The organism is Blautia sp. OM06-15AC (genome assembly GCF_003481425.1).
Lineage (GTDB): Bacteria > Bacillota > Clostridia > Lachnospirales > Lachnospiraceae > Fusicatenibacter > Fusicatenibacter saccharivorans.
The window spans coordinates 25,090-49,844 of the sequence record NZ_QULD01000005.1 but is presented as its reverse complement, the minus strand read 5'-3'; the positions used below and the strand labels follow the sequence as shown (position 1 = coordinate 49,844).

Here is a 24,755-nt window from a genome sequence, read left to right as displayed (position 1 = left end):
CCGGTACCGACGGAACATCTTTATCTTCTTCCCGCCAGCTCCCAGAATGCGACAGCGCTCGCCGCAGCTACGTTCAGTGAATCCACGCCGTGTGTCATCGGAATCAGCACGGTTGCATCTGTTTCAGCGATCGTATCACTCGCCAGTCCGTCACCCTCGGTTCCGAGCAGAATGGCGAGCTTTTCATGCGTTTTTAACGACGGATCATCCATCGGAACGGAGTCTTCTTTTAATGCCATCGCAACGGTATAAAATCCAAGTTCCTGCAGTGCAGCAATTCCCTGCTCCGGCCAGTAACTGCCGCCTGGCAGCACGGTCCACGGGACCTGGAAGACATTTCCCATGCTCACGCGGATGGCGCGGCGGTACAGCGGGTTGCTGCAGCCTGATGTGAGGAGCACGGCATCGATGCCAAGCGCGGCGGCAGAACGGAAAATCGCACCGACATTCGTCGGGTTCACGACATTTTCCAGAATCGCCACGCGGCGGGCATTCCGGCAGATTTCCTCCATAGCCGGAAGCGTGCGGCGGTGCATCGCGCAGAGCATGCCGCGCGTGAGGGCAAAGCCTGTGAGCTGTTCCAGCACCTTCGTCTCTGCTGTATAGACCGGCGCGTTCGGGCAGTGCGCAAAGAGTGCTTCGTTTGCGGCAAGCTCTGCGCTTCCGGCAAGGAACGAAACCGGTTCATATCCGGCATCCAGCGCACGCTCGATGACCCGCGGACTCTCCGCAAGAAAAAGGCCTGGCTACGGTTCATAATAGTGCAATAACTGCGGTTCTGAAAGACGCGCATACACGTCGAGCTCCGGCGCCGCAAAGTTTTCGATTTTTCTGATCTCTGACATAATATTGATTTCCTTTTGCGTTTTCTCTTTGTTTTCACTATGTTCTATTGTAGCAATCCCGCTCCCGTTTCGCAATCCATTCTTTTTCCCGCCGGTGCCGTTCCCCGCACCATTCGCCAAACCGTGCTTCCAGCACGCATCGAATTTTCTTATTTATCTGTCTTTTTTTTAAATTTCTCAATTTCCTCTTGCCAAACGCCGCCGGAGACGTTATAATAATCGACGGTTCAAAATTAAAAACTGCAGAAAAGATTGGTATCAGATTGGAAACGGCACAAGTGCATTGCTTGGTTAACGAACAACACATGTGTCTTTTTTGCGCCCATTTTTCAAAATTGCAAAGAAAAGGAGAACAATCGATGCCAAAAACAAAATTTCAAAACGTTGTATTTACCCTCATGATGTCCTTTCTGATGGTCTATGCCATGATCTGCTACAACATTTCCATGAACATCGGCAGAATGACAAATCAGGTCTTTCTGATGGCGTTTCACGAGATGATAATCATGTGGCCGGCCGCTTTTATCCTCGAGTTTTTCCTCGTGGATCATCTGGCTCACAAATTAGCTTTTTGCATGGTAACACCGCAGGATCGCCCGATCGTAATCACGCTGGCAATTTCCATTATGATTATTGCTATTATGTGTCCGATTATGAGTTTTATTGCAACACTGCTGTTTAAAAATGCCGGAAAGGAATTTGTCGCTGTCTGGCTTCAGACCACGTTCTTAAATTTCCCGGTTGCCTTCTTCTGGCAGCTCATGTACTGCGGACCCTTCATCCGTTTTCTGTTCCGCAAACTGTTTCCGGAAAAATAAGAAAAGATATCCACAAAGGCGAACCGCTTTTCCCCTCTCTTTCCACAATTTCTGTGGACAGACGGTGCAAAATGGTTCGCCTTCTGTGGATATCTTTTGTTTTCTTCCGGGATTACTCCTGCGGTACCGGATTGGATACGCTGACTACATGATCATACCAGGTTCCTTTTTTACCAATGATCGCAACATTGAAATCCTCGTCCAGTTTTTCTACCGGGATATCAAAGCCGTACACTTCATCTGTAGTGCCGTCAGAATACGTTACCTCATCTGTGGTCGGCTCGATCAGCTCTGCGCCGTCTGCCTGTGCTTCTTCTTTTGTTCCCACAAAGACATTGACAATGTTTTGGGATACCAGGCTGACGTGGATGGTCATTTTTCCGTCTTTTACCGTCAGGACACCCTTTCCTTCTTTTGCTTCATTGACATGGAACATATTGCTGTCTGTATTGAAGTCTGCCGTATACGTACCGTCTTCCAGCTCTGATGCGCTGCTTTCTCCTGCAGTCTCCGCTGCCGATGCGCTTTCTGCTGAAACATCTGATGTGGATGTACTGCTCTCTGCCTTAGATGCATCCTGTACAGAAGCGGAAGATGCGTCTGCCGCAGAAGACGCAGATACTGCAGATGCAGAAGATGACGCTGCATCCTTTCCGCCGCATGCGCCGAGCATGGATACAGTCAGTGCTGCTCCAAGAAAAAGAACTGCCAATTTTTTTCTCATAATAAAATTCCTCCTTGTATCACCTTGAAGCGGATCTTTTTCATCCGCTCAACTTAAAATCCGACAGCACACTGAGTCTCTTCAGCCGTACTGCCGGATCTTATTTTACTCTATTTTACGTTCGGAATACAACCCCTAATTATTCAGCATCGTCCTGAACGCCGTTGCCGTCCATAGCTGCCTTGGTGTGCTGTACATACAGCTGCTCAACAGCATCAATTCTTCCAAGACCTTCGATCTGAGTGTCGATCTCATCGAATGCACCGGATGCCTCAAACTGGCTCTTCCAGGAATCCTCATCCTCGCCTGCCATATCGTTGTTTGCGTGGTCACCTGCAACAACCATCAGCGGACGAAGAATTACTTTCTTGTATCCGGCTGCTTTTACTGCCTCGATCACGTTCTCGCAAGCGGTCTCTTCCGGCTCGCCCTCAACGGTTCCGATGAATACGTTTTTGTATCCAAGAGTATCCATCTGTGTCTGCATCTGGCTGTAGGTTACTTTTGCAGTGTGGGAAGTACCATGTCCCATAAATACGAAAGCAGTGCCGTCCTCTGCTGCTGCATCCAGACTGTCATAATTTGCAGATTTTACTGCCTGTGCCGTGATTGCTTCTGCAACGGCCTGTTTGTCCTCGTTGATTACGGTAGCGTCACTTCCAACCTCGCCAAGCAGCGGCTCTGCGATGGTTACGGACTCAAATTTATCTTTATAGCTATCTACTGCTTCTTTCAGCTCGTCGTACTCTGCGCCGTGCATCAGATGAGTCGGCTGAATAATCAGTTTTTTCACGCCATTGCTTACAGCTCTTTCCAGTGCCTGATCTACGTTGTCGATCTTCTCGTCATCGCGGGCCTGTACATGGTTGATGATGATCTGTGCGGTGAAGGCACGTCTTACGGACCAGTCCGGATATGCAGCCTGCAGAGCTTTCTCAACGCCTCCGATATCCTCAGCACGGCTGTCGTTGAAGGAAGTACCAAAGCTTACAACCAGAAGCTCATTCTCACCGATCTCGTCTCCGTTTAACGGATCATCCTTGGAAGCATCACCTGTGTCTCTTCCGAAGTAATCCGGATCTGCGTTCTCGCCTTCTACAAGTTCCTTCTGCGCGTCTGTCAGGGCATCCCATGCCTCTTTTGCTTCTTTGCACTGCTCGTCGGTGTTATCATTTCTTTCCTGTACATAAATTGCGTCAATCAAAGCTGCCACTTTATCTGCTGCCTCCTGGTCTGCATCTGCGGATACCTCTTCAGATGCAGAAGATGCGCTTACGCTGCTGCTTGCTGCTGTGGTGTCTTCCTCAGATGCGGAAGATGCACTTACGCTGCTTGTTGCTGTGCTGCTTGCGCTGCTGCTGGATGCGTTGTTGCTTCCGCATGCGCCGAGCATAGATGTTACCATAGCTGCTGAAATTAAAGCGACTACAAGTTTCTTTTTCATTTTTGTTTTCCTCCCATTTGCTGGTATCTTTGCAACAACCAATATCGGGGACGTTTTACATTTCAAACTATGAAAAACACGCTCCGCGAGTTTCTCAAGTTATCGCGGCAGTCGCTAAGGTCTCGTGCAAGCACGGACTTTGGCTTGTTGCCCGCGTAAATAGAAAGAAGCCCTTTCGTTTTTCAACGAGGGGCTTCCAGTATTTTCATCACAAAGAAAACCATCTCACCCGCTGTGGGGCAAATGTCCGCTTTCCTGTTTTGTACTGCCAGTTCCTCGTGGCACGAACGTAACGTTCCTGTACTGCGAAAGGCAGGTCTCCCGGCTCATTGCTTCAGGATTTGACTCCAGCGCATCGGTCTCCTTCCCGGTTTCCCAGTGGATCATTCCCCTGCTTGCAAAATACGGTGACGAGTTCGTGCAGGATTCACACCTGCTTCCCTTTTCACCGGACACGTATGTCCGACACCTTACACATCGATATTTAATTGTCTTTTCTTTAACGACTGTTAGTGTAGCACATCGTCTTTTCTCTGTCAAGTGCTGTAAAATCAGGAAATCCGGCCATTTTCCATTTCATATACCACATCCGCGACGTTCATCGTGGACACTCTGTGCGATACGAGCACAATGGTTTTCTCTTCTGCCGATTCTTTCAGGGATTTCAGAATAATTCCTTCATTTAAGGAATCAAGATTCGATGTCGGCTCGTCCAGCAGGATCATGGATGCGTCATGCAGGAATGCCCGCGCGATACCGATCCGCTGTTTTTCTCCGCCGGACAGCGTATCGCCGAGTTCTCCGACTTCGGTGCCGTAGCCGTTTGGCAGTGTCATGATGAAATCATGTATGGACGCCTTCTTCGCCGCCTCCATAATTTCTTCCCGCGTCGCGCCGGGTTTTGCAATAGCGATGTTGTTCGCAATCGAATCGTGGAACAGATGTGTCTCCTGCGTCACATAGCTTTCCATATCGCGCAGATGCTTCGTCGGGATTTCGCGGACATCGGCTCCGTCCACGGAAACGCGCCCCGTCTGGACATCCCAGAAGCGCATCAGAAGTTTTAAGATCGTCGATTTTCCGGAACCGCTCGCGCCGTGGATGCCGGTGATTTTTCCCGGTTCCAGTTTCAGCGAATACTGATCCAGAATCGTCTCGTCTTCGTAGGCAAACGTTACATTCTGCGCCTCGGCTCCTGCAAATGCGTGGTCACCGCCGGATGCCGTATCTCCCGAAATTTCCTCCACCAGCGGCGCTTCCTCGAGAAGGGAAAGCACGCGCTCGCCGCTTGCCAGCGTCTGATTCAGGTTATTCGACAGGCTGGACAGCGCCACGACCGGGCCGAAGGAACCCATCATCGCGACTGTGCAGGTCAGGACTCCCTCAAATCCGATCCCGCCTTTCGTGTAAAGATAGATCGTCAGTGCCAGCATGCCGAACGATGCCAGAAGAATCACCATGTTGGTGACAGACCGCTGGGAGCCTTCCATGCGGCTTAAGTTTTCCTGCACAGAAGCCAGTTCTTTCGACCGCCCTGACATCTGCTCTTTCCGTTTTTCGCCCTGTCCGTACTGAATCGTCTCGTCGAGGCCACGCAGGGAATCCAGCACGAAACTGTTCAGCTCGCCAAAGCCTGTCCGGAACTCCATTCCTTTCTGGCTTCCGCGCTTTCCGTTCCACATCGGGATCACAACGCCGACCGTCAGATACGCCGCAAGTGCAAGCAGCCCTGCCAGAACATGGTATCTTCCAATGAAGCATACCATAATCAGAGAAGTTAATGCTGCAATCGCAATCGGGGAAATCGTATGCGCATAGAATACTTCCAGAAGTTCGATATCGGTTGTGATAATCGAAATCAGATTTCCTTTGTCCCGTCCTTCCAGCTTCGCCGGGCAGAGCTTCCGCAAAGCTGCAAACACTTTATGGCGGATGATCGCCAGCAGTTTAAAAGCAATAAAGTGGTTGCAGTACTGCTCCGCATAATGCAGAATGCCGCGCAGCACCGCGATCACGATCATCACCGTGAGTATCGTTTTTACCGGGGTATGTACAAGCCACATGTTTTGCACCGAAAGGCTCGTCCCTGCCGCGCCCGTCAGTAAGCCGTGCACGATGACCTGTCCTGCCAGAATCGTCAGGAAGATCGCACATAAATATCCCATTGTTCCAAGAATAATTGCCGCCATCATAATATGAAGCAATGGCTTCACCAGCCCGATCAGGCTTCCCATAATCCGGAGGGCGCTTCTGCGTTTTGCTGTATTTTTCTTCTCGTTCATCATGCATTCCCCTGCTTTCCATAGTTTTCCAGTACCATCTGGCTGTCGTACAGATGCCGGTATGCGCCGTTCTGTTCCATCAGTTCCGCATGCGTTCCACGCTCGCAGATGGTACCGTTTTTCAGGAAATAAATCTGATCTGACTGTACGACGTTCGCAAGGCGGTGGGAAATCAGCAATACCGTTTTCGTCTTTGCGAGTTCATGAATCACATTCATGATCAGCTCTTCACTCTCGACATCAATATTCGATGCAGCTTCATCAAAAATATACACTGCACTGTCGCGCCGAAGCAGCGCCCGCGCAATCACAAGACGCTGGCACTGGCCGCCGGAGAGGTTTCCTGCTTTTTCGAGAAGCTCTGTCTGCAGTCCGTTCTGTGTCTGTAAGAATCCCAGCAGATTGACTTTCTGCAGAACTGCCTCCATCTCCTCCTTCGTCGCATCCGGTTTCGCCATGCGCAGGTTCTCTTCTACGTTTCCTTTAAATAAGTAACTGTTGTGGCGGACCAGAACAACGTGCTTCATCAGATCCGTCTCATTGACTTCCGAGAGCGGCACGCCGCCCAGGGTGATGCTTCCCGCATATCCGCGGTTCTTTGCCGCAAGGATGCCCGCGATCGTACTCTTTCCGCAGCCGGATTCGCCGACCAGCGATACAAAACTGCCCGCCGGGAGTGTAAGGTCGATGCCCTTCAGAATTTCCCGGTCTTCTTCATAGGAAAAATGCACATCCTCCAACACAACATCCAGCGGTCCGCCCGGCAGCGTCCGTTCTCCCGCCTGCGGCTCCGGCAGATCAAGAATTTTGAAAATCTTGTCACTCGCCGCCATGCCGTTCATCGCAATGTGGAAGAACGATCCGAGCAGACGCAGCGGCAGGAAAAACTCACTCGCCAGCAGCACAATGCAGAGCGCGCCGGACACGGTGAGGTTTCCTTTCAGAAATTCCGATACCGCCACCGCCATGCCAACCGCCGCGCCGCCGTATGCTACGATGTCCATCACGCTCGTTGAGTTGAGCTGCATCGTCAGAACTTTCATCGTGATCCGGCGGAAGTTCTGGGATTCCACATCCATCTCGTCGGCTTTCTGCTGGTCGGCCTGATAGATTTTTAAGGTCGTCAGACCCTGCAGATTTTCAAGGAACGAATCGCCGAGCCCTGTGTAAATACTCCAATATTTGTTCAGCAGCTTCTTCGCAATCTTCTGCACAACCACAATCGAAATCGGGATCAGCGGCACACAGATCAGAAGAATCACGCTCGCTTTCATGCTCACCCGGCAGAGGATGGCGAACAGCGTGAGCGGCGCAATCAGGCTGTAGAACAGCTGCGGAAGATACTTTCCAAAATAGGTTTCGAGCTGCTCCACGCCTTCCGTGGATACCTGTACGACCTCCGAGGATGATACCTGTTCGCTGTAGGATGCCCCCAGTTTCAGCATTTTCTCATAAATTTTTTCACGCAGAATCCGTTTCACATCCACACACGCAAGATACGAAGACCTCGCACCCATCCGCTCGCAGAAAAAGCGGATCACAACAACAATTGCCAGCATAAAAACCGTCCGTTTCACAGCCGTCGCCGTTACCGCGCCATACACAACCCGCTCCAGCAGATCGGCAATCGTAAATACCGCGATCACCTGCGACAGAAGCGCCGCCCACTGCCACAGAATCGTGTACACGATATACTTTTTCGCGTGGGACAGCAGCCCCACCAGTCTTGTTTTAATCATAAGTACCTCTCTTTTATGCTTTTGCTTTTCGCTTCTCTCTCATGCTGCAGATTAAATGCCAGATAGCTAAAATCGGATGATACAGCAGCATCCTCGGCCCCGAAAACCGCATAACGGCGCGGATCTTTTCCCGCATTTCCGGCTTGTAGCAGTGTACTTTGCAGTTTGCGCAGAATGTTTTCTGTTCCATGAAGGGACATTTCTGGCTCCGCTGTTTTGCATAGTCCGCTAATTTCTGACATTCCGGACACATCCCACCGGATGCATGCCCCTCTTTTCCATGGTTCTTCCGGCAGTACAGGCGGATCATCTCTTCCACGACGTACTGTTCTTTCTGCCGCTTTTTTTCTACTTTGTTCATTTTGTTTCTCCTAGGATATGATCTTCTGTTTTTACGGTTTTGACCCGCAGGAAGAAATACAAAATATGGCACATCCATACCACAGCAATACAGATTCTTCCGATCGGCACATTCTTCATAGCAAAAAAGCCGATCGCCATCACAACCGTTACCATCCCGATAATTTTACATTTCGTTCCTACCGTCATCGCCCGATGCTGTACGAAGCTGTCGAGATGCTTCTTATATAATTGAGTTCCAATAAACCAGCTGTGCAGCCGTTCCGAACTTTTCGCAAAGCAGAACAGGGTCGCCATATAGAATGGAACTGTCGGCAGAATCGGAAGCACAATGCCGATGGTACCAAATCCCAGGCACAGAAAGCCGAGTACGATCCAAAATATTTTAAATGGACTCTTCATAATTTTCCTCCTTTCTCACCGAATATTAAAATAGAAAAATAGCCGCTCATGGTTCTTGCGAATACATGAGCGGTTAGTTGTCGCTTACGCTAGTTATAGATTAACATTATTTAACTTTCATGTCAAACACATTTCACTCCTGAGAGAACGCTCCTCTGCTTGCAGAATAACTGCTGTTATTTCAACTCACGAAGTGTGATACATCATACTCTAAATAATTCCGCCAATGTTTGAAGATTCAACTCACGGAGGGCGACAAAGGAATCGGGCCGGTTGTGTGGGGACGCATCATTTCAACTCACGCCCTCACGGAGGGCGACTTAGAATTTTTCGGATTATTAAAAGGAGATGATATTTCAACTCACGCCCTCACGGAGGGCGACCATCAACCTGCCGCCACTGGCTCTCCGGTCTCTTATTTCAACTCACGCCCTCACGGAGGGCGACTCCATTGGTTATTTTTTTTGCGCACCAAGCGATATTTCAACTCACGCCCTCACGGAGGGTGACTTTAAAACTATCAAAAGGTGGTCGATTGACTATCATTTCAACTCACGCCCTCACGGAGGGCGACGCAGACATTTTCTGTAGGTTTCTTCGTCAAAAAATTTCAACTCACGCCCTCACGGAGGGCGACAAGTACGAAGAAGAATATGGTGTACGGTTTCATATTTCAACTCACGCCCTCACGGAGGGCGACTTCCATTTTCCCATCCAGGATAAGTCGTTCCCCATATTTCAACTCACGCCCTCACGGAGGGCGACGTCATTGTGCAGAATCATGCAACCTGGAACCAATTTCAACTCACGCCCTCACGGAGGGCGACCTGTACTTCTTCGGATCATCCGAATCCGTCTGTGTATTTCAACTCACGCTCTCACGGAGGGCGACGATAGCTCAAGGTGAAGATAATTAAAAGGAGACATTTCAACTCACGCCCTCACGGAGGGCGACTATACTGAAGCGTATTGTGGGTACGATCCCCACACATTTCAACTCACGCCCTCACGGAGGGCGACTGTCTGCACCAATACAGTTTTACGTGTGTCTCACATTTCAACTCACGCCCTCACGGAGGGCGACCATTTTTCTTTGACTGTGTCCCAATTCTTCCATATTTCAACTCACGCCCTCACGGAGGGCGACGTTTCGGTCTGCCGGATGAGGTTCCGTTTGACTACATTTCAACTCACGCCCTCACGGAGGGCGACCCAGATTTCTTTCTTTTCATTATTGTAAATTGTATTTCAACTCACGCCCTCACGGAGGGCGACGTGGAGCGTGTTAGTGGTATATCTGTACCACCATTTCAACTCACGCCCTCACGGAGGGCGACAAGTTGCTGATACTGCCATATTTTTGTCCTCCATTTCAACTCACGCCCTCACGGAGGGCGACTGTGACGTACGGAGATATGTCCGTATCTGTACCTGTATTTCAACTCACGCCCTCACGGAGGGCGACGGATGGAAGAAATTACGAAAGCAGAAGCAGAAAATTTCAACTCACGCCCTCACGGAGGGCGACGAAGATCAGCGCATACAGCCCGGACTCGTTGATATTTCAACTCACGCCCTCACGGAGGGCGACAATGAAAAGTTGATATAGAGCTTGCGATTAAGTATTTCAACTCACGCCCTCACGGAGGGCGACCATTCCGCCAGTCACCAGTAAACGCGTATTTAATATTTCAACTCACGCCCTCACGGAGGGCGACTACGGATGTTTAATTCCGTGTCATTGACCTTGTATTTCAACTCACGCCCTCACGGAGGGCGACACTCCCACGGTGCCGGTATCGGATCATCCTTTTGTATTTCAACTCACGCCCTCACGGAGGGCGACAGCTTTCAGAAGCCACCAGAAGCCTTGAAACGGTCATTTCAACTCACGCCCTCACGGAGGGCGACTGTCTACCGTGAAACGATCAGATACAACCGGAATATTTCAACTCACGCCCTCACGGAGGGCGACTCTGTTGAACGGTTCAAGTCAGATCTGGTCAGAATATTTCAACTCACGCCCTCACGGAGGGCGACTTAGTTTCTTGTTCAATTTCTCGAATTTATTCATTTCAACTCACGCCCTCACGGAGGGCGACAGCAAATTTAGACAAATTTTTCTTCTAAATCGCGGCTATGCTTATTTAATATCTCTATATTTTCTTCCTCATTTCATCTCCCTCCTCCCCCAAATTCTATCTTTTCAGCAAAAATCCTTTAAATTTCAAGTGCGAATCTTCCTGCTTTTTTCTGTGCACTTGGCATTCGCACTACAGAATCAGTGTGTCCATCACGTCAAATCCCGCTTTTGCACCAACATGTTCTACTTTGTTTTTGTACTTTTCACCCAAATAGTAAAACCGCAAACTATCGGTCTCTTTATCTATGATTTTTTCTAGTATATCTTTTACCTGTCGGCACTTAGCCGCATCCATCTGGCACTCGAAGACAGAATTTTGGACTCGCTGGCCGTAATTGGTACATTCTTTTGCTACCTTGCGCAATCGCGTTCTGCCTGCTACGGTTTGTGTATTTACATCATATGTGATCAGCACCAGCATTAAAAATCACCTACTTCCACAAAAATGGCGGATATTCATCCAGATCCCCTCGCAGGAAACGTGCCAGCAGCATGCTCTGTGCATATGGAACCATTCCCCACTCAATCTTTTCGCCTAAAAATGGATGCGTAATCATCTCCTGTTTTTTTCCCTGCCATGCACTAAGAAAGGCTTTTCGTCCCTCCTCCGTCATAATAACGGCACCGTTTTCCTTAGTTAAAAAATATTCTGGCTTCATAATCCTCTTGTTGATAAGTGTCAGAACAAACCGATCTACCATAACGCTACGAAATTCTTCCATCAGATCCAGCGCCAATGACATTCGTCCCGGACGATCTGTGTGGAAAAATCCAACATATGGATCCAGGCCCACTGCTTCCAGCGCCCCGCCGCACATTCCTGCCAGTAAAGAATATCCAAACGAAAGCATCGCATTCACATTATCTAACGGTGGTCTCTTATTTCTTCCATGAAAATAAAAATCCTCTTTCTGCTGCAGAATAAGTTCATCAAAAGCGGAAAAATATACCGATGCAGCTTCTCCTTCCAGTCCTAAAAGTGTTCCCGCATCTTCACATTCTCTGATTTTATTCATACTCTGCCCCAGAAAAGCTGATTTTTTCTTAAGCAATTCTGCATCCAGCCGCATACTGTAATCTCTGGCGGCTCTCTCGAGCACCCACCTGGCATTATAGACCTTGCCAAGAATAAAATTCTTTGCTATTTTGACGCTTTCTTCTTTTTTCTCACTGATGCGGTATTGTGTTTTTCGCAGTGTCACATTTCCCTTTTCTTCTCCGCTGACTCTCGCCAGAAAACGGCCATTTCCGGACATAAAGGATAATTCAATGTTTCTTTGCGCGCACGCCCCCATTAATGCCGGACTCGCTCCTGTATAGCCAAAGGTCACGATCGCCTGTAAATTATGTAAAGGGATTCTTCCTATTTCCTTTTTATCCTCCATTACTACGACATTTTCCCCATCAAGTGAAAGATAACGATTTCCATAAGTAATATACAAGGTATTCAGCAATCTTTTCATAGATTTTCCTCTTCCTGCATTCTCTTGGTAATGTATTCCGCAACCAATTTATTCTTATTTAAAACCGGCAGACAAATATCTTTCAAGGAACATGCATTACATTTCCTGCTTATTTTTACTTTCGGTGTATACTGTTGTTCATAATACTTATGCATTTCTGCAAATATCTGCTTCACTTTTTCCCGGATTGCATTATCAAATTCTACCTTATGGCGTCTGCGGACTTCACCGTAATAAAGATATCCATACTCGATTTCACAACACAGCATTTCTTCCAGACAAAACGCCTGCGCTGCCAACTGCAGGATATCCTCTTCTCCTTCTTTTGGTTTTCCCCGCTTATATTCTATTGGCACTACACGATAAAATCCTTCTTTTCCATGCAGTGAAATCCCCTCTTTCACCCGATGAAATTCCACCACATCGCACTCGCCGCTCACTCCCATTTCGCAGGAGTGAACCGGCATCGCACGCACAATCAGCAGATCTCCTCTTTTTTCTTTGAGACCCGGATCATGTGCATTTTCATGAAGAATCTTTCCCTCTACCGTGCGGACATTCTCCTGCCACTGCATCTCGATATATGCAAGTGCCCATTGGCGCCGGCAGAATGCAAAATGTTGAATTCCTGACAACTGCAGATAATCATCCTCATCATACATTCCAATTCACCCCTCACGGAAAACGACCGTATCTTTAGACAAAATCAAAAATCTCCGGTTCTCTGCATCCTTCTACATTCCAGGTAATATCATAATCCTTAAAGCTTCTCGGATGATCTAAATCTTTATTCCAGTCAAATCCTCTCTGGATCTTTCCACTCGAAATAGCCGGTGTTTTTTCCTCGTGCTGCCACCAATACATCCGGCATACCTCCATACTTCCTTCCGGACGTGCTGACGATGCATCATTTTCAAACAATGTCATGAGTGCTTCTTTCAGTATCTCAGCATCCTCCTGGGTAAAGCCCGTCTTTTCCGCGAGCTGCACATTGACACTTCCCATCACCTTGTATACAGCAAACCCAACTCTATGTTTCGTTCCCATCGTATCAGATGCCTTTCCTTCTTTTCCGGCCTCGCTGTTTACGCTCTTGGTGATTTGCATACTCATGATATCAATCGGAGACAGACTTACTGCCTGATGAATCGACACCGGACCGCGTACGCCAAAGGATACTGGAATTCCTTTAAATGCAAAAACCTGTCCAAATGCTCTCACATCGATCCACTCCCTGCATGCAATCTGTGCGCAGAGATCTCTGCTCGCATCTTTCTTATTTCCCATCTGTTTTTTAAGCTCCTCGCAACCATCTGCGCGCTCCTTCAGACTCTTGAATGAGTCGTCCGTTCTGTCATCTGACTGCACGAAAATTTTCTGTCTCAGATCCTGCAGGCGGTTTCGGATTTTTCGTTTAATGCAGACATCTGAAATTTCCCCATATCCATCCAGATTAATTCTCGGACGGTTTCCGTTCAGTGGATCTCCATTGGGATTTGCATTCGTTGCACTCACAAATAATGTAAAATCAATTTTTCCTTTTAATTCGCTCATTTCTTTATTCCTCCTCTGTTTTCTCTGTTTTGTAAGTTCTCAGCGCACAGGACTGACTGTGAAATCCAAGTAAATATAATCCGCTCAAACGTTTATTCTCCTGATAATCGTTTACACTTTCAAATGCGTCCTCGATTTCGTCCAGCAGATTTTCATAAAATCTTCGTTCTGGCACTGGCAATTTGTTCAAATACGGCTGAATATTCTCTTCAATAACTTTCCAGGTTTCAAACGGTCTCTGCGAAAAATTATTCATGTATCGCTTTGCATTTGTAATTCTACTTCTGTCCTTATCCATATCAAAAGTCCGATATTCAATTCGATCTGCTACAGCAAGCAATCTTCCATACAGGTAATCTCTTTCTGTACAATTTTTGTCTACCGCCATTTTCCATTCCTCCTTATAAAGTTCTTTTCTTCTTTTTTTAACCATGGAGCACGCAAGCTGCAAAATCTGCTCCCAGTTTCTCCGTTCTTTATATGCCAATGGATTAGATGCCTTATTTATCGCCCTTTCCACATAATCAGCTGGTATTCTCTGCCCATCCCAAATACATGGCAAGATACGCTTTGCAACCTCAGCATAAAGTTTTTTGCTGTTTCCATCTACAATGGTAATACTTCCATTATTTTCTATTCCGAATAAAAGATCCGCTATCTCCTTTACTCCAACCATGCCATAATAAACAATTCTTTTTCCGTCTCTCCATTTTTCATGACGCCACCAGCAGTCCTTGTGCCATTTTTTGATATTCTCTAAATATCGCGTTTCTTCAATTTTTTTTGCTTCCACGACTGCCAGGCGCCCCGGTGTTGCTGCATCGACTCCTAATAACACCATATATTTCATAGTCGTGGGACATTTTTCCTCGTTCTGCAGCGTGCGATACCCACTCATCGCCTTCTGAAACAGCTCCGCTCCGATCGCATTGGTGTCAAACTCCGGATCTTCCAGTCCGGTATCCCATTCATCAAATTCAGATATAATATGCTCCGTATCCGAGTCCCATCGAACTTCTAATTCTCCTGCTGAATCCTCCGCTGTTTCCCATGTAACAAACACCATGGTATCATATGTGCCTCCCTGTCTGCGGATAATCCATTTCAATGCGTTGTGAACCTTCTGGGATGTTTCATTTCCAATTGCAAATGCCTCTTCTTTCGTTGCAAATCGACCACGATACGTAAAATTATCCTTATCATTTGAAGAAATCAGTTTCGCGCCGTCTCCTTCATTTCGGATTTTCTTTGGCTGTAGATAGGAAATACTTTCTCTTTTTCCACTTAAATAGCAAAGTCCCTTTTCCCCTTCCATAGACCGCTGATACTGCTGATATTTTTCCCATAAGGTCTTATCTTTCCAGCATTCATCAACTGTTTCTGTCAGTGGATTACTTAAAGAGCGCACAATAAATCGCACAAACGCTTTACTTTGATCAATTCCCTGAATCGTTTCCTTTTCTGCCAGCGTTCCATCTTCATTTTGCTTCAATACCTTCTGTTCAATCAAATCATGCATCAAACTTTTCTTCTGCAGATAATAATAAATTGCTCTTACTTTATCATGGCAAAATTCTGACTCATACCATTTTTTTAATTGTTCCATATAAATTTCAAAACAGCTTCCATCGTCCGCCACATAAAGCGGATAATCGCCCGCCAGATATCTTAAATTATCACACAGGGGATGGGCTTCTTTTCCAGATGTTCGGCTTCCTGATTTTTCTGTAACCGGAATAATGGTAAATTTATCATTTGCAGGAACCTGTTCGCCATGTAAAAAGTTACCTTCTTCATCAATGGTTACCGTAATCTGTGCCGTTGCCGTTGAGTGGAATGTTGGAAGCAGCGTATAGGGAAATTCACCACGATATTCTATTTTTCCTACCTTGTTCAGATTTTTTTCGTACAAATCCAGTGCTTCTCTTCCCCAGTTCACGTATCTTTCACCTCCCTTTTTTCATGTTCTTCTTTCTCGATATTTTCAAATATTTTCGGCTGCATTTTTCGTATATGACGTTTGATTGTACACTCTTCCGGACGGGGATAAACGATGTAGCCTCCCCTTGTCATGGTCGGATGCTCCCAGAATCTTACCGTCATGTTTCCCTGATCCTCCGACAAAACGGCTTCTTCCGCATAAGTAATTCCGTGATAAGAGAAACCGAAATCTATATCTTTTTCCATATCATCATAATATCCTGCTCCACTGCCAAATTCACACGGTTCCACAAATGCCTGACATTCTCTTGTTCCAAGAAAAATATCTCTCCGGCCTCCGCTCTTTACCATTCTTTCTGACATGCACTGATATTTTCGCTCATTTCTATCCTGTACCATGTTGACCTGATGCTCATTAAATTCAAAATGAGCACGTACCTGATAACGCACATCCTTTAAATACGTGTAGTATGCCAGTTCGTTTCCGCCATTGTATTTAATAGGACGAATACCTTTTGTTTCCGTCTGAATCCGGTTCATAACGCGAATTTCATCAATTACCCAAAAGATCGTGGGTTTCCAAAATATGCTTTCCGTAATACCTCGCAATGCCTCGTAAGTTGGAATTGAATAACTTGTTTTTTCGCCTCCAACACGCACCACCGGATCAGAAAACAATGCATAGTTCCCATACACCTCGTACTCTATGGTATTCGCATGTTTTTCCATTGTACCACCTCCAATATGTTTAATAGTTCTCAAAGTTCATCTGCGGTTCTTCCAGCACACCAACTTCATTGCTGTAATACCCTTCGCTCAACGCGAGTATTTCTTCATCACTAATTTGATATATTGCATTATTAAGACGTTCCTTCTGCACTTCTGAAATTCCAACCGTATATTTTTGCAGTTCCCGCAGCATCCTCTGCTTTTCCTCCCAAGGTAAATACTCACCATCTGCTCCGACAAATGCTGCAATCAGTTTTTTGGCCTCATCATTATAGGGAACCACAACTGGAATCTTATAGTCATTAGAAATAACTTCAAATTCTTTTCCTGCCGTTGCAAATGCCTGTGCCATTCCCCCCTTATACTCTTGTTCAAACTTATGCCAATATTGTTTTCTTCCCGGACAATTTTTTCCCAGCATTTCTAGCAAGGTCGTTTTATAATTTTTCGCCGGAAATTTCGTGATATCAGCCTGCAGCACCTGATAGTAATACTGATAATAAATCGCTATCGCTTTCGACGAATCTAATCTTTTTTCAAAAATTTCAGGCTTACTTCGAAATTGTTCTAATAATTTTTGTACTGCTCTTTGTTCTTCTTGTATCTCTGGCAGCTTTTCCAGACTTTCGGCCTCGTTTGTCAATTGTACAATGTAAATCTTTCCAAACCAGGGATACTCCTTGTGGCGATTTCCTCTTCCAGCGGCCTGGATCACATGATCCAATCCCGCTTTTGATCGAATGACACAGCCAAAAGAAAAATTTACACCCGCTTCTACAACCGGTGTACTGATGCAGATCACTCTGCCTGTATATCCGGATTCTCTATTTTTTCGTAATGCCGCATGGACCGTTTCCAACGTGTCCTCTTTATTTTGCGGGCAAAGTTTATTGCTCAGGTGAAAAACTTGATCTTCGTCTGAACAGCTGCTTTTTATCTTTTCATATACTTGTTTTGCACATTCGGTTGTATTTACTATGACCAGCACATTTCGAAATGTCTCAGCTTGCTGCAACGTAAAATCACAGAGATCCTCAATTTCCATTCCGCCCGGATACGCTTCTGTTTCTGTCAAATCTACGATATCCGTTCTTCGAAAGGCTTCTTCATACTTTTCTATGATTTCCGTCATCTCCATGCATTCACTTAAATTATTCTCTTTCAAATCTTTAATGGATGGCTGGGTAGCTGAACATAATACAACATCCGATTCCGCAAAATTGGTAAGAAAATTTACTGCTAAGTTAAAAAGTTCCATACACTTCTTCGGAATGGCCTGTACCTCATCAAAAATAATCACGCTGTTACATAAGGTATGCATTCTGCGGATATCTCTTTTCTGTCCCGAAAAAAGTACATTCAATACCTGTACAGCTGATGTCATAATAATTGGTACATCCCATGTTTCTGTCAGTTTTTTATAGTCTTTCTCCTGCTTTTTCTCCGAAAGAATCACATTGCAATGATGTTCCAGTACGATATCCGGATCGTCAACTGCTCTCCGGATCTCATCGGCATTCTGACTTAAAATACTGTTAAATGGGGCAACATAAATAATATGCTGTTTTTGGGTCCGCTCGGCACGATACAGTGCAAAGCGCAAACTACTTAATGTCTTTCCAGCTCCCGTTGGTACTGTCAGACGATACAGTCTCGTTTCTTTTTCTGCCTCTTCATAGCACCTCTCAGAAATCTCCTGCCGGACTGCCTGAAGACTCTGGCCATTTTCTGCCTTGTTTCGAATTTCATGATTAAGATAGTTCTCAAAACATTGTATACTCTGTTGCCATATTTTCTGTATTTCTTTCTTTGAAATACGTTGTTTCAATTCTTCATTCTGAAAAAATTTTTCCGTATCTGTCCAATCACTGTCAAGCAGCATAGAAAGCAATACTCTGAAATACATTCCAATATAAAAATATCCATTTCCACAATGACGATTTTGTTTTGTGCTTTTTCGCACAAACATTCCTATTTTTTTATTAATCTGAACATATTGTGCATCTGCTGCTTCGCACACTTTTTGGATTTTCTCTTTATCAAAGATCTGAAAAAATCTTTCCTTCACAATGTCTTCCTGACACTCTTTTTCCGCTCTGCGTTCCTGTAAGGTACACCCGCTTTCAAAATCAATACAGTCGCTGATTCCATGATGTGAGTACACAACTGTACTTAACAGCTCTGCTGCTGTTTTCTGCCGCATCATTTTCCATAGCATCCGTCCACCTGCGGTTGAGTGATCCAAATCGTTTCGGTGTGCCTGATCCCCCTTTTTCAAGATATCTTGAAAATCTTTCTGCACATCATCAGAGAGTTTCCCCGCATCATGAAAAAGTGCGGCCGCCTCGACAAGTTTCTGAATCTCTCCCATAGGACAAATGCTTTTTGCATATGATGTTACATTATCTGTATGTTCCTGAAAGCTCTGGGTACGGCCTGTTTCAAAATCCACATGTGCAAGATAAATGTCACTTGTTTTATTTTCGTTTGTATTATTCATCACTTTCTCCTTTTGTCTATTTTGTTTATTTTTCGGAGTCAAGTTCTGATTTTTTATTCATTTTTACCACATTATAGCAGACTCCGACCTGTAGCGCAATATATTTTCAAACTTTTGTTCGATCATATATTTAGTTTATACCTCATCGTTTTCTACTTTGACATGTCAAATAATTCTATTCAAAATCCTTTTTACCACCTCTCCTCTTAAATCGCATTTCTGCCTTAGTATCAATTTGATTTTTATTTTCACATTGGGAATTTACAAAGATTTTTAGATTTTGTAATTCTTCCTTTGTGTGTTAGAGTATTTTTTACTCTAAAATTATAGAAGACTTTACAAATTAGAAAATAACGTATAGAATAGTATATGTTCGTAGTTTACTATTCTTTTTAGATCTTATTTCTAAATTGAATCAGTTTTCTACCTGAAGAAGTTATCCGATACTGCCAATATCTGATAGCTTCTTCTTTTATATTTTCACTATATCACCTTTTCTACTAACATGCAATACAAATTATATTTTTATAAGTTTTCAATAATGTAAAGTTTATATTATTGAATAATTCTTAAATAGTCTAAAATATAAAAAGCATCAGATTATTTTCCAATGCTTTTTACATAACAGTTATTCAAAAATGTTTTTCAACTCACAGACCTTCGTCTGAACCCGCAGAATATTTCCCGCACTCTTATTCTGCCCCTCTATCTTACCATAAATTCCGCCAACGTCAATTAGTTATTCCTCCCTTCAAATCCTCTATTTATTTTGTATATCTAAAATCCGTATATTTTTATTCTGCATTTCAATCATATTTTTGTTGAATGGACTACAAGAAACTGTTATACTCAATATACGGGTGCTGCCATAACGGTAGGCGGTTAGTCCTTCTACGGAGGGACTGTGACTCTCCGATTACATAGAAACCCTTTATATGGGAATTCCTTGGAAAGGAGGGCTAAGCCATGAGTATTATCGACTTCATAGCAGTTGTAAGTTTCGGCTTAACCTGCTTTAGCCTTGGATACAACTTCGGCAAAGATACTGCGAAATCACAAAAATAGCCGCCCAGTCCTGCAAACTTTGGCGACTATTTTTACATAAACCAATAAATATGGACTAACCGTCTATCGGTAGCACTCTTTTCAATATCATAATATCATGCATTTCAGAATATGTCAAAATCTTCTTTTCACATATCCCGAAATCTCCGATACCTCTCCTCTACCAGTTCTTCCCCATCCATCTTCTCATACTTTTCCAGGAATCTCAGAATTTTGCCTCTCAATTCTTCACACACCACTGGCATTGTGTCCACCGTAAACTCCCCCGGCTCTTCCACAATCTCTTCTACAATTCCCAGTTCCTTCAAATCCCCCGCCGTCAGCTTCATCACCTCGGCGGCCTCCGGCGCGCGTTTGCCGTCTTTCCACAGGATGCTTGCAAATCCCTCCGGCGACAGGATGGAGTAGATGGCATTCTGCATCATCCACACTTCATCCGCCACGGCGAGTGCCAGTGCACCGCCGCTGCCGCCTTCTGAAATGACAATAGAAAGAACCGGCGTTTTTAACGCTGACATTTCATACAGGTTCCGCGCAATCGCCTCGCCCTGGCCGCGTTCTTCGGCTTCCATTCCGCAGAAGGCGCCTGGGGTATCTACGAGACAGATAACAGGCCTGTGGAATTTTTCGGCCTGTTTCATCAGACGCAGGGCTTTGCGGTAGCCCTCCGGGGACGGCATGCCGAAATTGCGGCGGATGTTTTCTTTCGTATCCGCGCCTTTCGCCTCGGCGATGACCGTGACCGGTGTGCCGTCAAACGATGCAATACCGCCGATGATCGCCGCATCATCGCCATACAGTCGATCACCATGAAACTCAATAAAATCAGGAAACAGCTCCCGAATATAATCTTCTCCCACCGGTCGGTCCTTTTTCCGCGCTTTCTGCACACAGTCCCAAGCCGATGTTTTCTCTCCCGTTTCTGGTGCTGCCAAAGACCGCTTCACGTCTCCATCCCCCAAAGTCAGCACTTCCGAGGAAACTTCGATATCTTTCCCATGCATCCGCAGAATCTCCGACAGCACCTCTTTCGCCTCTTCTCTTGGCAGAATCCGATCTACAAACCCATGCTCCACCAGAAACTCCGCCCGCTGGAACCCTTTCGGCAGTTTCTGTCCTATTGTCTGCTCAATAACCCTCGGCCCCGCAAACCCGATCAACGCATGCGGCTCCGCCAGAATAATATCCCCCAGCATCGCCCAGCTCGCCGTCACGCCGCCCGTCGTCGGGTCCGTCAGCACACTCACATACAAAAGCCCCGCATCACTGTGTCTTTTCAGCGCCGCCGACGTCTTCGCCATCTGCATCAGAGAAACAATCCCCTCCTGCATCCGCGCCCCTCCCGAGCACGCAAACAAAATCACCGGCAGCGAGAGCTTCGTCGCCCTCTCCACCGCCCGCGTAATCTTCTCCCCAACAGCCTCACCCATACTGGCCATCATAAACCTGCCATCACAGACCCCGATCACCGTCTCCATCCCGTTGATCCGTCCCTTACCAGTCACAACAGCCTCCGTAAGTCCTGTTCTCTCCTGCAGAGCCCTCACCTTCTCTTCATACCCCGGAAACCCCAGCGGATTCCCCGCCGTCATCCCCTGATCCCATTCCTCAAAACTCCCATCATCCAGAAGAAACTCAATCCTCCGATACGCATGCACCCGAAAATAATTCCCACACTTCGGACAAATATAAAGATTCCTCTTCACATCCTCCGTAAAAATAGCCCCCTTACAAGCATTACACTTCTTCAAAATCCCCTGCGGCGCCTCCGGCACCACCCCATCCGCCGTGTGCTCCTTCCGAAACACCGTCTTCTTAAAATACTTACCCAGCATCATACCACCATCACTCCTTACGTCATAACACTTTCACTCTATTGTCACCATAACAATCTTCCAACCACACACCTCACCCATTGAGGCATTCATTCTCTCTTCACCGCTCACTCCTGTCATCCCAGCCGCACCGCCCTGCGGTGTCGCTGACCACACTCTCCCAGTCGTGTGTCTGATCTCAGCCGCCCGGCAGTACAGCAGAGGGGGACGGCGCATTTGCAGGAGGAACTATAGCAAGACCCGAAAATAATGCAAAAAAGGCAGTGCTGCAGAGCGCGAATTGCAAGGAACAGATTTGAAGGCGTACCGGGGTACGACGAAAATCTGTGACGCAGTAATTCACGCTCTGCGGTGCTGAATTTTTTGCATTATTTTCGGGGATTGCTATAGAAACACTTAGGCTTCCAGAATTTGCGTTATTTTCAAAAATCTAACTGTCTGAGCGACAGCGGGTTTTGGATTTTTGAAAATGGTTTTAGCAAATGCTGGAGGCCTTAGTGTTTCTTTCCTCTGAAACCGCGCCGTCCCCCTCTGCTGTACTGCCGGGCGGCGTCCGTCTCTTACAATCTCTCCGTCAACCGCTCCACAAACTCAATATCCGCCCTCCCGGTCAGATACTCCTCTTCATTTAAAATAGAATACAAATAATCAACGTTAGTGTCGACTCCCTCGATGACGACTTCCCCCAGCGCACTCCTCATCCGCGCAATCGCCTCCTCACGCGTCCTCCCATGCACAATCAGTTTCGCCAGCATCGAATCATAAAACGCCGGAATCACATACCCGTCATACGCCGCCGTATCCACCCGTACTCCAAATCCACCAGGCAGATGCATCTCCGTAATCTTCCCCGGACAAGGCCTGAAATTCTTCGCCGGATTCTCCGCATTAATCCTGCACTCAATCGCATGCCCCGAAAGCCGGACCTCCCCCTGCGTCACCGACAGCGGCATCCCCGAAGCCACCCGAAGCTGTTCCTGAATCAGATCCACCCCCGTGACCCACTCCGTCACCGGATGCTCCACCTGAATCCGCGTATTCATCTCCATAAAATAAAAATTCCCGTCCGGCTCCAGCAGAAACTCTATCGTCCCCGCATTCGCATAATGCGCCGCCTTCGCCGCCCGGACCGCCGCCGAGCCCATCCGCTCCCGCAGCGTGTCATCAATCGCCACACAAGGCGACTCCTCAATCATCTTCTGATGATTCCTCTGAATCGAGCAGTCCCGCTCCCCCAGATGAATCACATTCCCGAACGAGTCCGCCATAATCTGAAACTCCACATGACGTGGATGACGAATCAGCCGCTCCACATACATCGTCCCGTCCGCAAACGAACTTTTAGCCTCCTTCTGCGCCGTCTGAAACGCACTCTGGAACTCCCCGCGCGTCTCCGCCATGCGCATACCCTTGCCGCCGCCTCCAAGCGCCGCCTTAATCATCACCGGAAAACCAATCCGGTCGGCCTCAGAAAGACCCGTCTCCCAGTCAAAAACAGGTTCCTTCGTCCCCGGAATCACCGGCACACCGGCTGCCTGCATCGTATTTCGCGCCTCAGACTTATTACCCAGCCGGTCCATCACCTCAGGCGACGGCCCAATCCACGTAATGTGGCACTCCTGGCATCTCCGCGCAAACGTGCTGTTCTCCGACAGGAATCCAAATCCCGGATGAACCGCATCCGCCCCCGTCACAAGCGCCGCACTCAAAATACGTTCCATATTTAAATAACTGTCCTTCGACGGCGCCGGCCCGATGCACACCGCCTCATCCGCGAGCTGCGCATGCAGTGCCTCCCGGTCCGCCTCCGAATAAACAGCAACCGTGAGAATTCCCATCTCACGGCATGCCCGGATAATCCGGACCGCGATCTCCCCACGGTTTGCAATCAAAACTTTTCGAATCATTGTGCTGCCCCCACCATAAAGGTCAGTTCCGCCTGCGCGACCACCTTGCCGTCAACCGAAGCAACCGCTTCCCCGACGCCCATCGGTCCCTTGTGGCGGATAATTTTCGTCTCCAGACGAAGCTTGTCTCCCGGTTTCACTTTTCCCTTAAAGCGGCACTTGTTGATGCCGCCGAAAAATGCAATTTTTCCCTTATTCTCGTCAAGAGAAAGAATCGCAACCGCACCGACCTGCGCCAGCGCCTCGATAATCAGCACGCCCGGCATCACCGGCTCCTGCGGAAAATGACCCGCAAAAAAATCCTCGCGGTACGTCACACATTTATACCCAATGCCGAATTCGCCCGGCTCAAAATCTTCTATGTAATCCACCAGCAGAAACGGATGTCTGTGTGGAATAATCTCCTGAATCTGTTTCGTTGTCAAACTGTTCATTCGCTGCTTCCTTTCTCGTCCCGGCTTTACGCTTTTACCCGGAACAGCGGTTTTCCGTAATCAACCATCTCGCCGTTTTTCACCAGAACCTCCGCAATCACGCCGTCCACTTCGCTCTCAATCTCATTCATCAGCTTCATGGCCTCCACAATCGCTACAACCTGTCCCTTTTTCACGGTGTCGCCAACCTTCACAAACGGCTCGGCATCCTCTGCCGGAGCTGTATAAAACGTTCCGACCAGCGGGGATGTCACAAAAACGCCTTCTTCTGCTTCACTGTGATCCTCAGCCGCTGTACTTTTTCCTGCCGTTTCTTTTCTCTCCGGCATGGCTGCTTCTTTCGCTGTCACGCCATTTGCTCCGCCCATCATCTCTGCCATCTGCAGACCGGCACCGGATGGAACCCCGCTCATCTGCACCTGCACCGGAGCTGCTTTTCCATGCTCCATGGCAATCTTGATCCCATCAGCCTCGTAATCAAACGCGGTCAGCGAAGAATCCGAAACTTTATCAATCAACTGTAAAATCTGATCTAATTCCATCTTATTTTCCTTTCTGCACCGGAACACG

Annotated in this window: 18 protein-coding genes, 1 pseudogene, 1 CRISPR repeat array and 1 riboswitch; of the genes and pseudogenes, 1 reads left to right on the top strand and 18 read right to left on the bottom strand. The window is 47.0% G+C overall.

Annotated features, from left to right (window positions below; all coding sequences use genetic code 11):
- Positions 1–20 precede the first annotated feature (20 nt).
- Positions 21–845: pseudogene (locus tag DXB83_RS08390) on the bottom strand (TrmH family RNA methyltransferase).
- 359 nt (positions 846–1,204) lie between these two features.
- Here DXB83_RS08390 and DXB83_RS08385 point away from each other — a divergent pair.
- Entirely contained in the window at positions 1,205–1,663 is a 459-nt protein-coding gene (locus DXB83_RS08385; protein ID WP_118697440.1) for a DUF2798 domain-containing protein, read from the top strand.
- 112 nt (positions 1,664–1,775) lie between these two features.
- Here DXB83_RS08385 and DXB83_RS08380 read toward each other — a convergent pair whose 3' ends face one another.
- The 17 genes from DXB83_RS08380 to accB form a co-directional block, all read right to left on the bottom strand.
- On the bottom strand, positions 1,776–2,387 hold the full coding sequence (locus tag DXB83_RS08380; RefSeq protein ID WP_118697439.1) for a hypothetical protein: 612 nt from the start codon (positions 2,385–2,387) through the stop codon (positions 1,776–1,778).
- A gap of 139 nt (positions 2,388–2,526) precedes the next feature.
- Entirely contained in the window at positions 2,527–3,831 is a 1,305-nt protein-coding gene (locus tag DXB83_RS08375) for a sirohydrochlorin cobaltochelatase (RefSeq protein WP_118697438.1), read from the bottom strand.
- 294 nt (positions 3,832–4,125) lie between these two features.
- Positions 4,126–4,319, bottom strand: a riboswitch (cobalamin riboswitch).
- A gap of 63 nt (positions 4,320–4,382) precedes the next feature.
- Complete coding sequence (locus DXB83_RS08370; protein ID WP_118697492.1) at positions 4,383–6,113, bottom strand: amino acid ABC transporter ATP-binding/permease protein; 1,731 nt, start codon at positions 6,111–6,113, stop codon at positions 4,383–4,385.
- The gene (locus DXB83_RS08365; protein WP_118697437.1) at positions 6,113–7,852 is read right to left on the bottom strand and encodes an ABC transporter ATP-binding protein/permease; all 1,740 of its coding nucleotides are present in this window, start codon (positions 7,850–7,852) and stop codon (positions 6,113–6,115) included. Before DXB83_RS08365 ends, DXB83_RS08370 begins: the two co-directional genes overlap by 1 nt.
- A 13-nt stretch (positions 7,853–7,865) precedes the next feature.
- A complete protein-coding gene (locus DXB83_RS08360) occupies positions 7,866–8,213 on the bottom strand; it encodes a nitrous oxide-stimulated promoter family protein (RefSeq protein WP_022462170.1) in 348 nt (115 codons plus the stop codon).
- On the bottom strand, positions 8,210–8,614 hold the full coding sequence (locus DXB83_RS08355; RefSeq protein WP_055227396.1) for a YbaN family protein: 405 nt from the start codon (positions 8,612–8,614) through the stop codon (positions 8,210–8,212). Before DXB83_RS08355 ends, DXB83_RS08360 begins: the two co-directional genes overlap by 4 nt.
- Before the next feature lie 290 nt (positions 8,615–8,904).
- Positions 8,905–10,716: a CRISPR direct-repeat array (repeat unit 30 nt; unit sequence ATTTCAACTCACGCCCTCACGGAGGGCGAC).
- 171 nt (positions 10,717–10,887) lie between these two features.
- Entirely contained in the window at positions 10,888–11,178 is a 291-nt protein-coding gene (gene cas2 / locus DXB83_RS08350) for a CRISPR-associated endonuclease Cas2 (RefSeq protein WP_117509533.1), read from the bottom strand.
- A 10-nt stretch (positions 11,179–11,188) separates the two neighbouring features.
- The gene (cas1c, locus tag DXB83_RS08345; protein ID WP_118697436.1) at positions 11,189–12,220 is read right to left on the bottom strand and encodes a type I-C CRISPR-associated endonuclease Cas1c; all 1,032 of its coding nucleotides are present in this window, start codon (positions 12,218–12,220) and stop codon (positions 11,189–11,191) included.
- Positions 12,217–12,882, bottom strand: coding sequence for a CRISPR-associated protein Cas4 (cas4, locus tag DXB83_RS08340; protein ID WP_199691632.1), 666 nt, complete (start codon positions 12,880–12,882; stop codon positions 12,217–12,219). Before cas4 ends, cas1c begins: the two co-directional genes overlap by 4 nt.
- Positions 12,883–12,916: 34 nt before the next feature.
- A complete protein-coding gene (cas7c, locus tag DXB83_RS08335) occupies positions 12,917–13,774 on the bottom strand; it encodes a type I-C CRISPR-associated protein Cas7/Csd2 (protein ID WP_118697435.1) in 858 nt (285 codons plus the stop codon).
- Positions 13,775–13,778: 4 nt separating this feature from the next.
- The gene (gene cas8c / locus DXB83_RS08330; RefSeq protein WP_118697434.1) at positions 13,779–15,713 is read right to left on the bottom strand and encodes a type I-C CRISPR-associated protein Cas8c/Csd1; all 1,935 of its coding nucleotides are present in this window, start codon (positions 15,711–15,713) and stop codon (positions 13,779–13,781) included.
- Positions 15,710–16,444 (bottom strand): type I-C CRISPR-associated protein Cas5c, encoded by a 735-nt coding sequence (cas5c, locus tag DXB83_RS08325; protein ID WP_117801505.1) that lies wholly within the window; start codon positions 16,442–16,444, stop codon positions 15,710–15,712. The genes cas8c and cas5c overlap by 4 nt, the downstream gene beginning before the upstream one ends.
- Positions 16,445–16,463: 19 nt before the next feature.
- The gene (gene cas3 / locus DXB83_RS08320; protein WP_147399374.1) at positions 16,464–18,986 is read right to left on the bottom strand and encodes a CRISPR-associated helicase Cas3'; all 2,523 of its coding nucleotides are present in this window, start codon (positions 18,984–18,986) and stop codon (positions 16,464–16,466) included.
- A gap of 1,151 nt (positions 18,987–20,137) precedes the next feature.
- Positions 20,138–21,847: an acetyl-CoA carboxylase carboxyltransferase subunit alpha gene (locus tag DXB83_RS08315; protein ID WP_082424902.1), complete on the bottom strand. Its 1,710-nt coding sequence runs from the start codon at positions 21,845–21,847 to the stop codon at positions 20,138–20,140.
- Positions 21,848–22,404: 557 nt separating this feature from the next.
- Positions 22,405–23,751: an acetyl-CoA carboxylase biotin carboxylase subunit gene (locus tag DXB83_RS08310; RefSeq protein WP_118697433.1), complete on the bottom strand. Its 1,347-nt coding sequence runs from the start codon at positions 23,749–23,751 to the stop codon at positions 22,405–22,407.
- The gene (gene fabZ / locus DXB83_RS08305) at positions 23,748–24,185 is read right to left on the bottom strand and encodes a 3-hydroxyacyl-ACP dehydratase FabZ (protein ID WP_022462591.1); all 438 of its coding nucleotides are present in this window, start codon (positions 24,183–24,185) and stop codon (positions 23,748–23,750) included. Before fabZ ends, DXB83_RS08310 begins: the two co-directional genes overlap by 4 nt.
- Before the next feature lie 26 nt (positions 24,186–24,211).
- Positions 24,212–24,727: an acetyl-CoA carboxylase biotin carboxyl carrier protein gene (accB, locus tag DXB83_RS08300; RefSeq protein ID WP_055218562.1), complete on the bottom strand. Its 516-nt coding sequence runs from the start codon at positions 24,725–24,727 to the stop codon at positions 24,212–24,214.
- Positions 24,728–24,755: the final 28 nt, after the last annotated feature.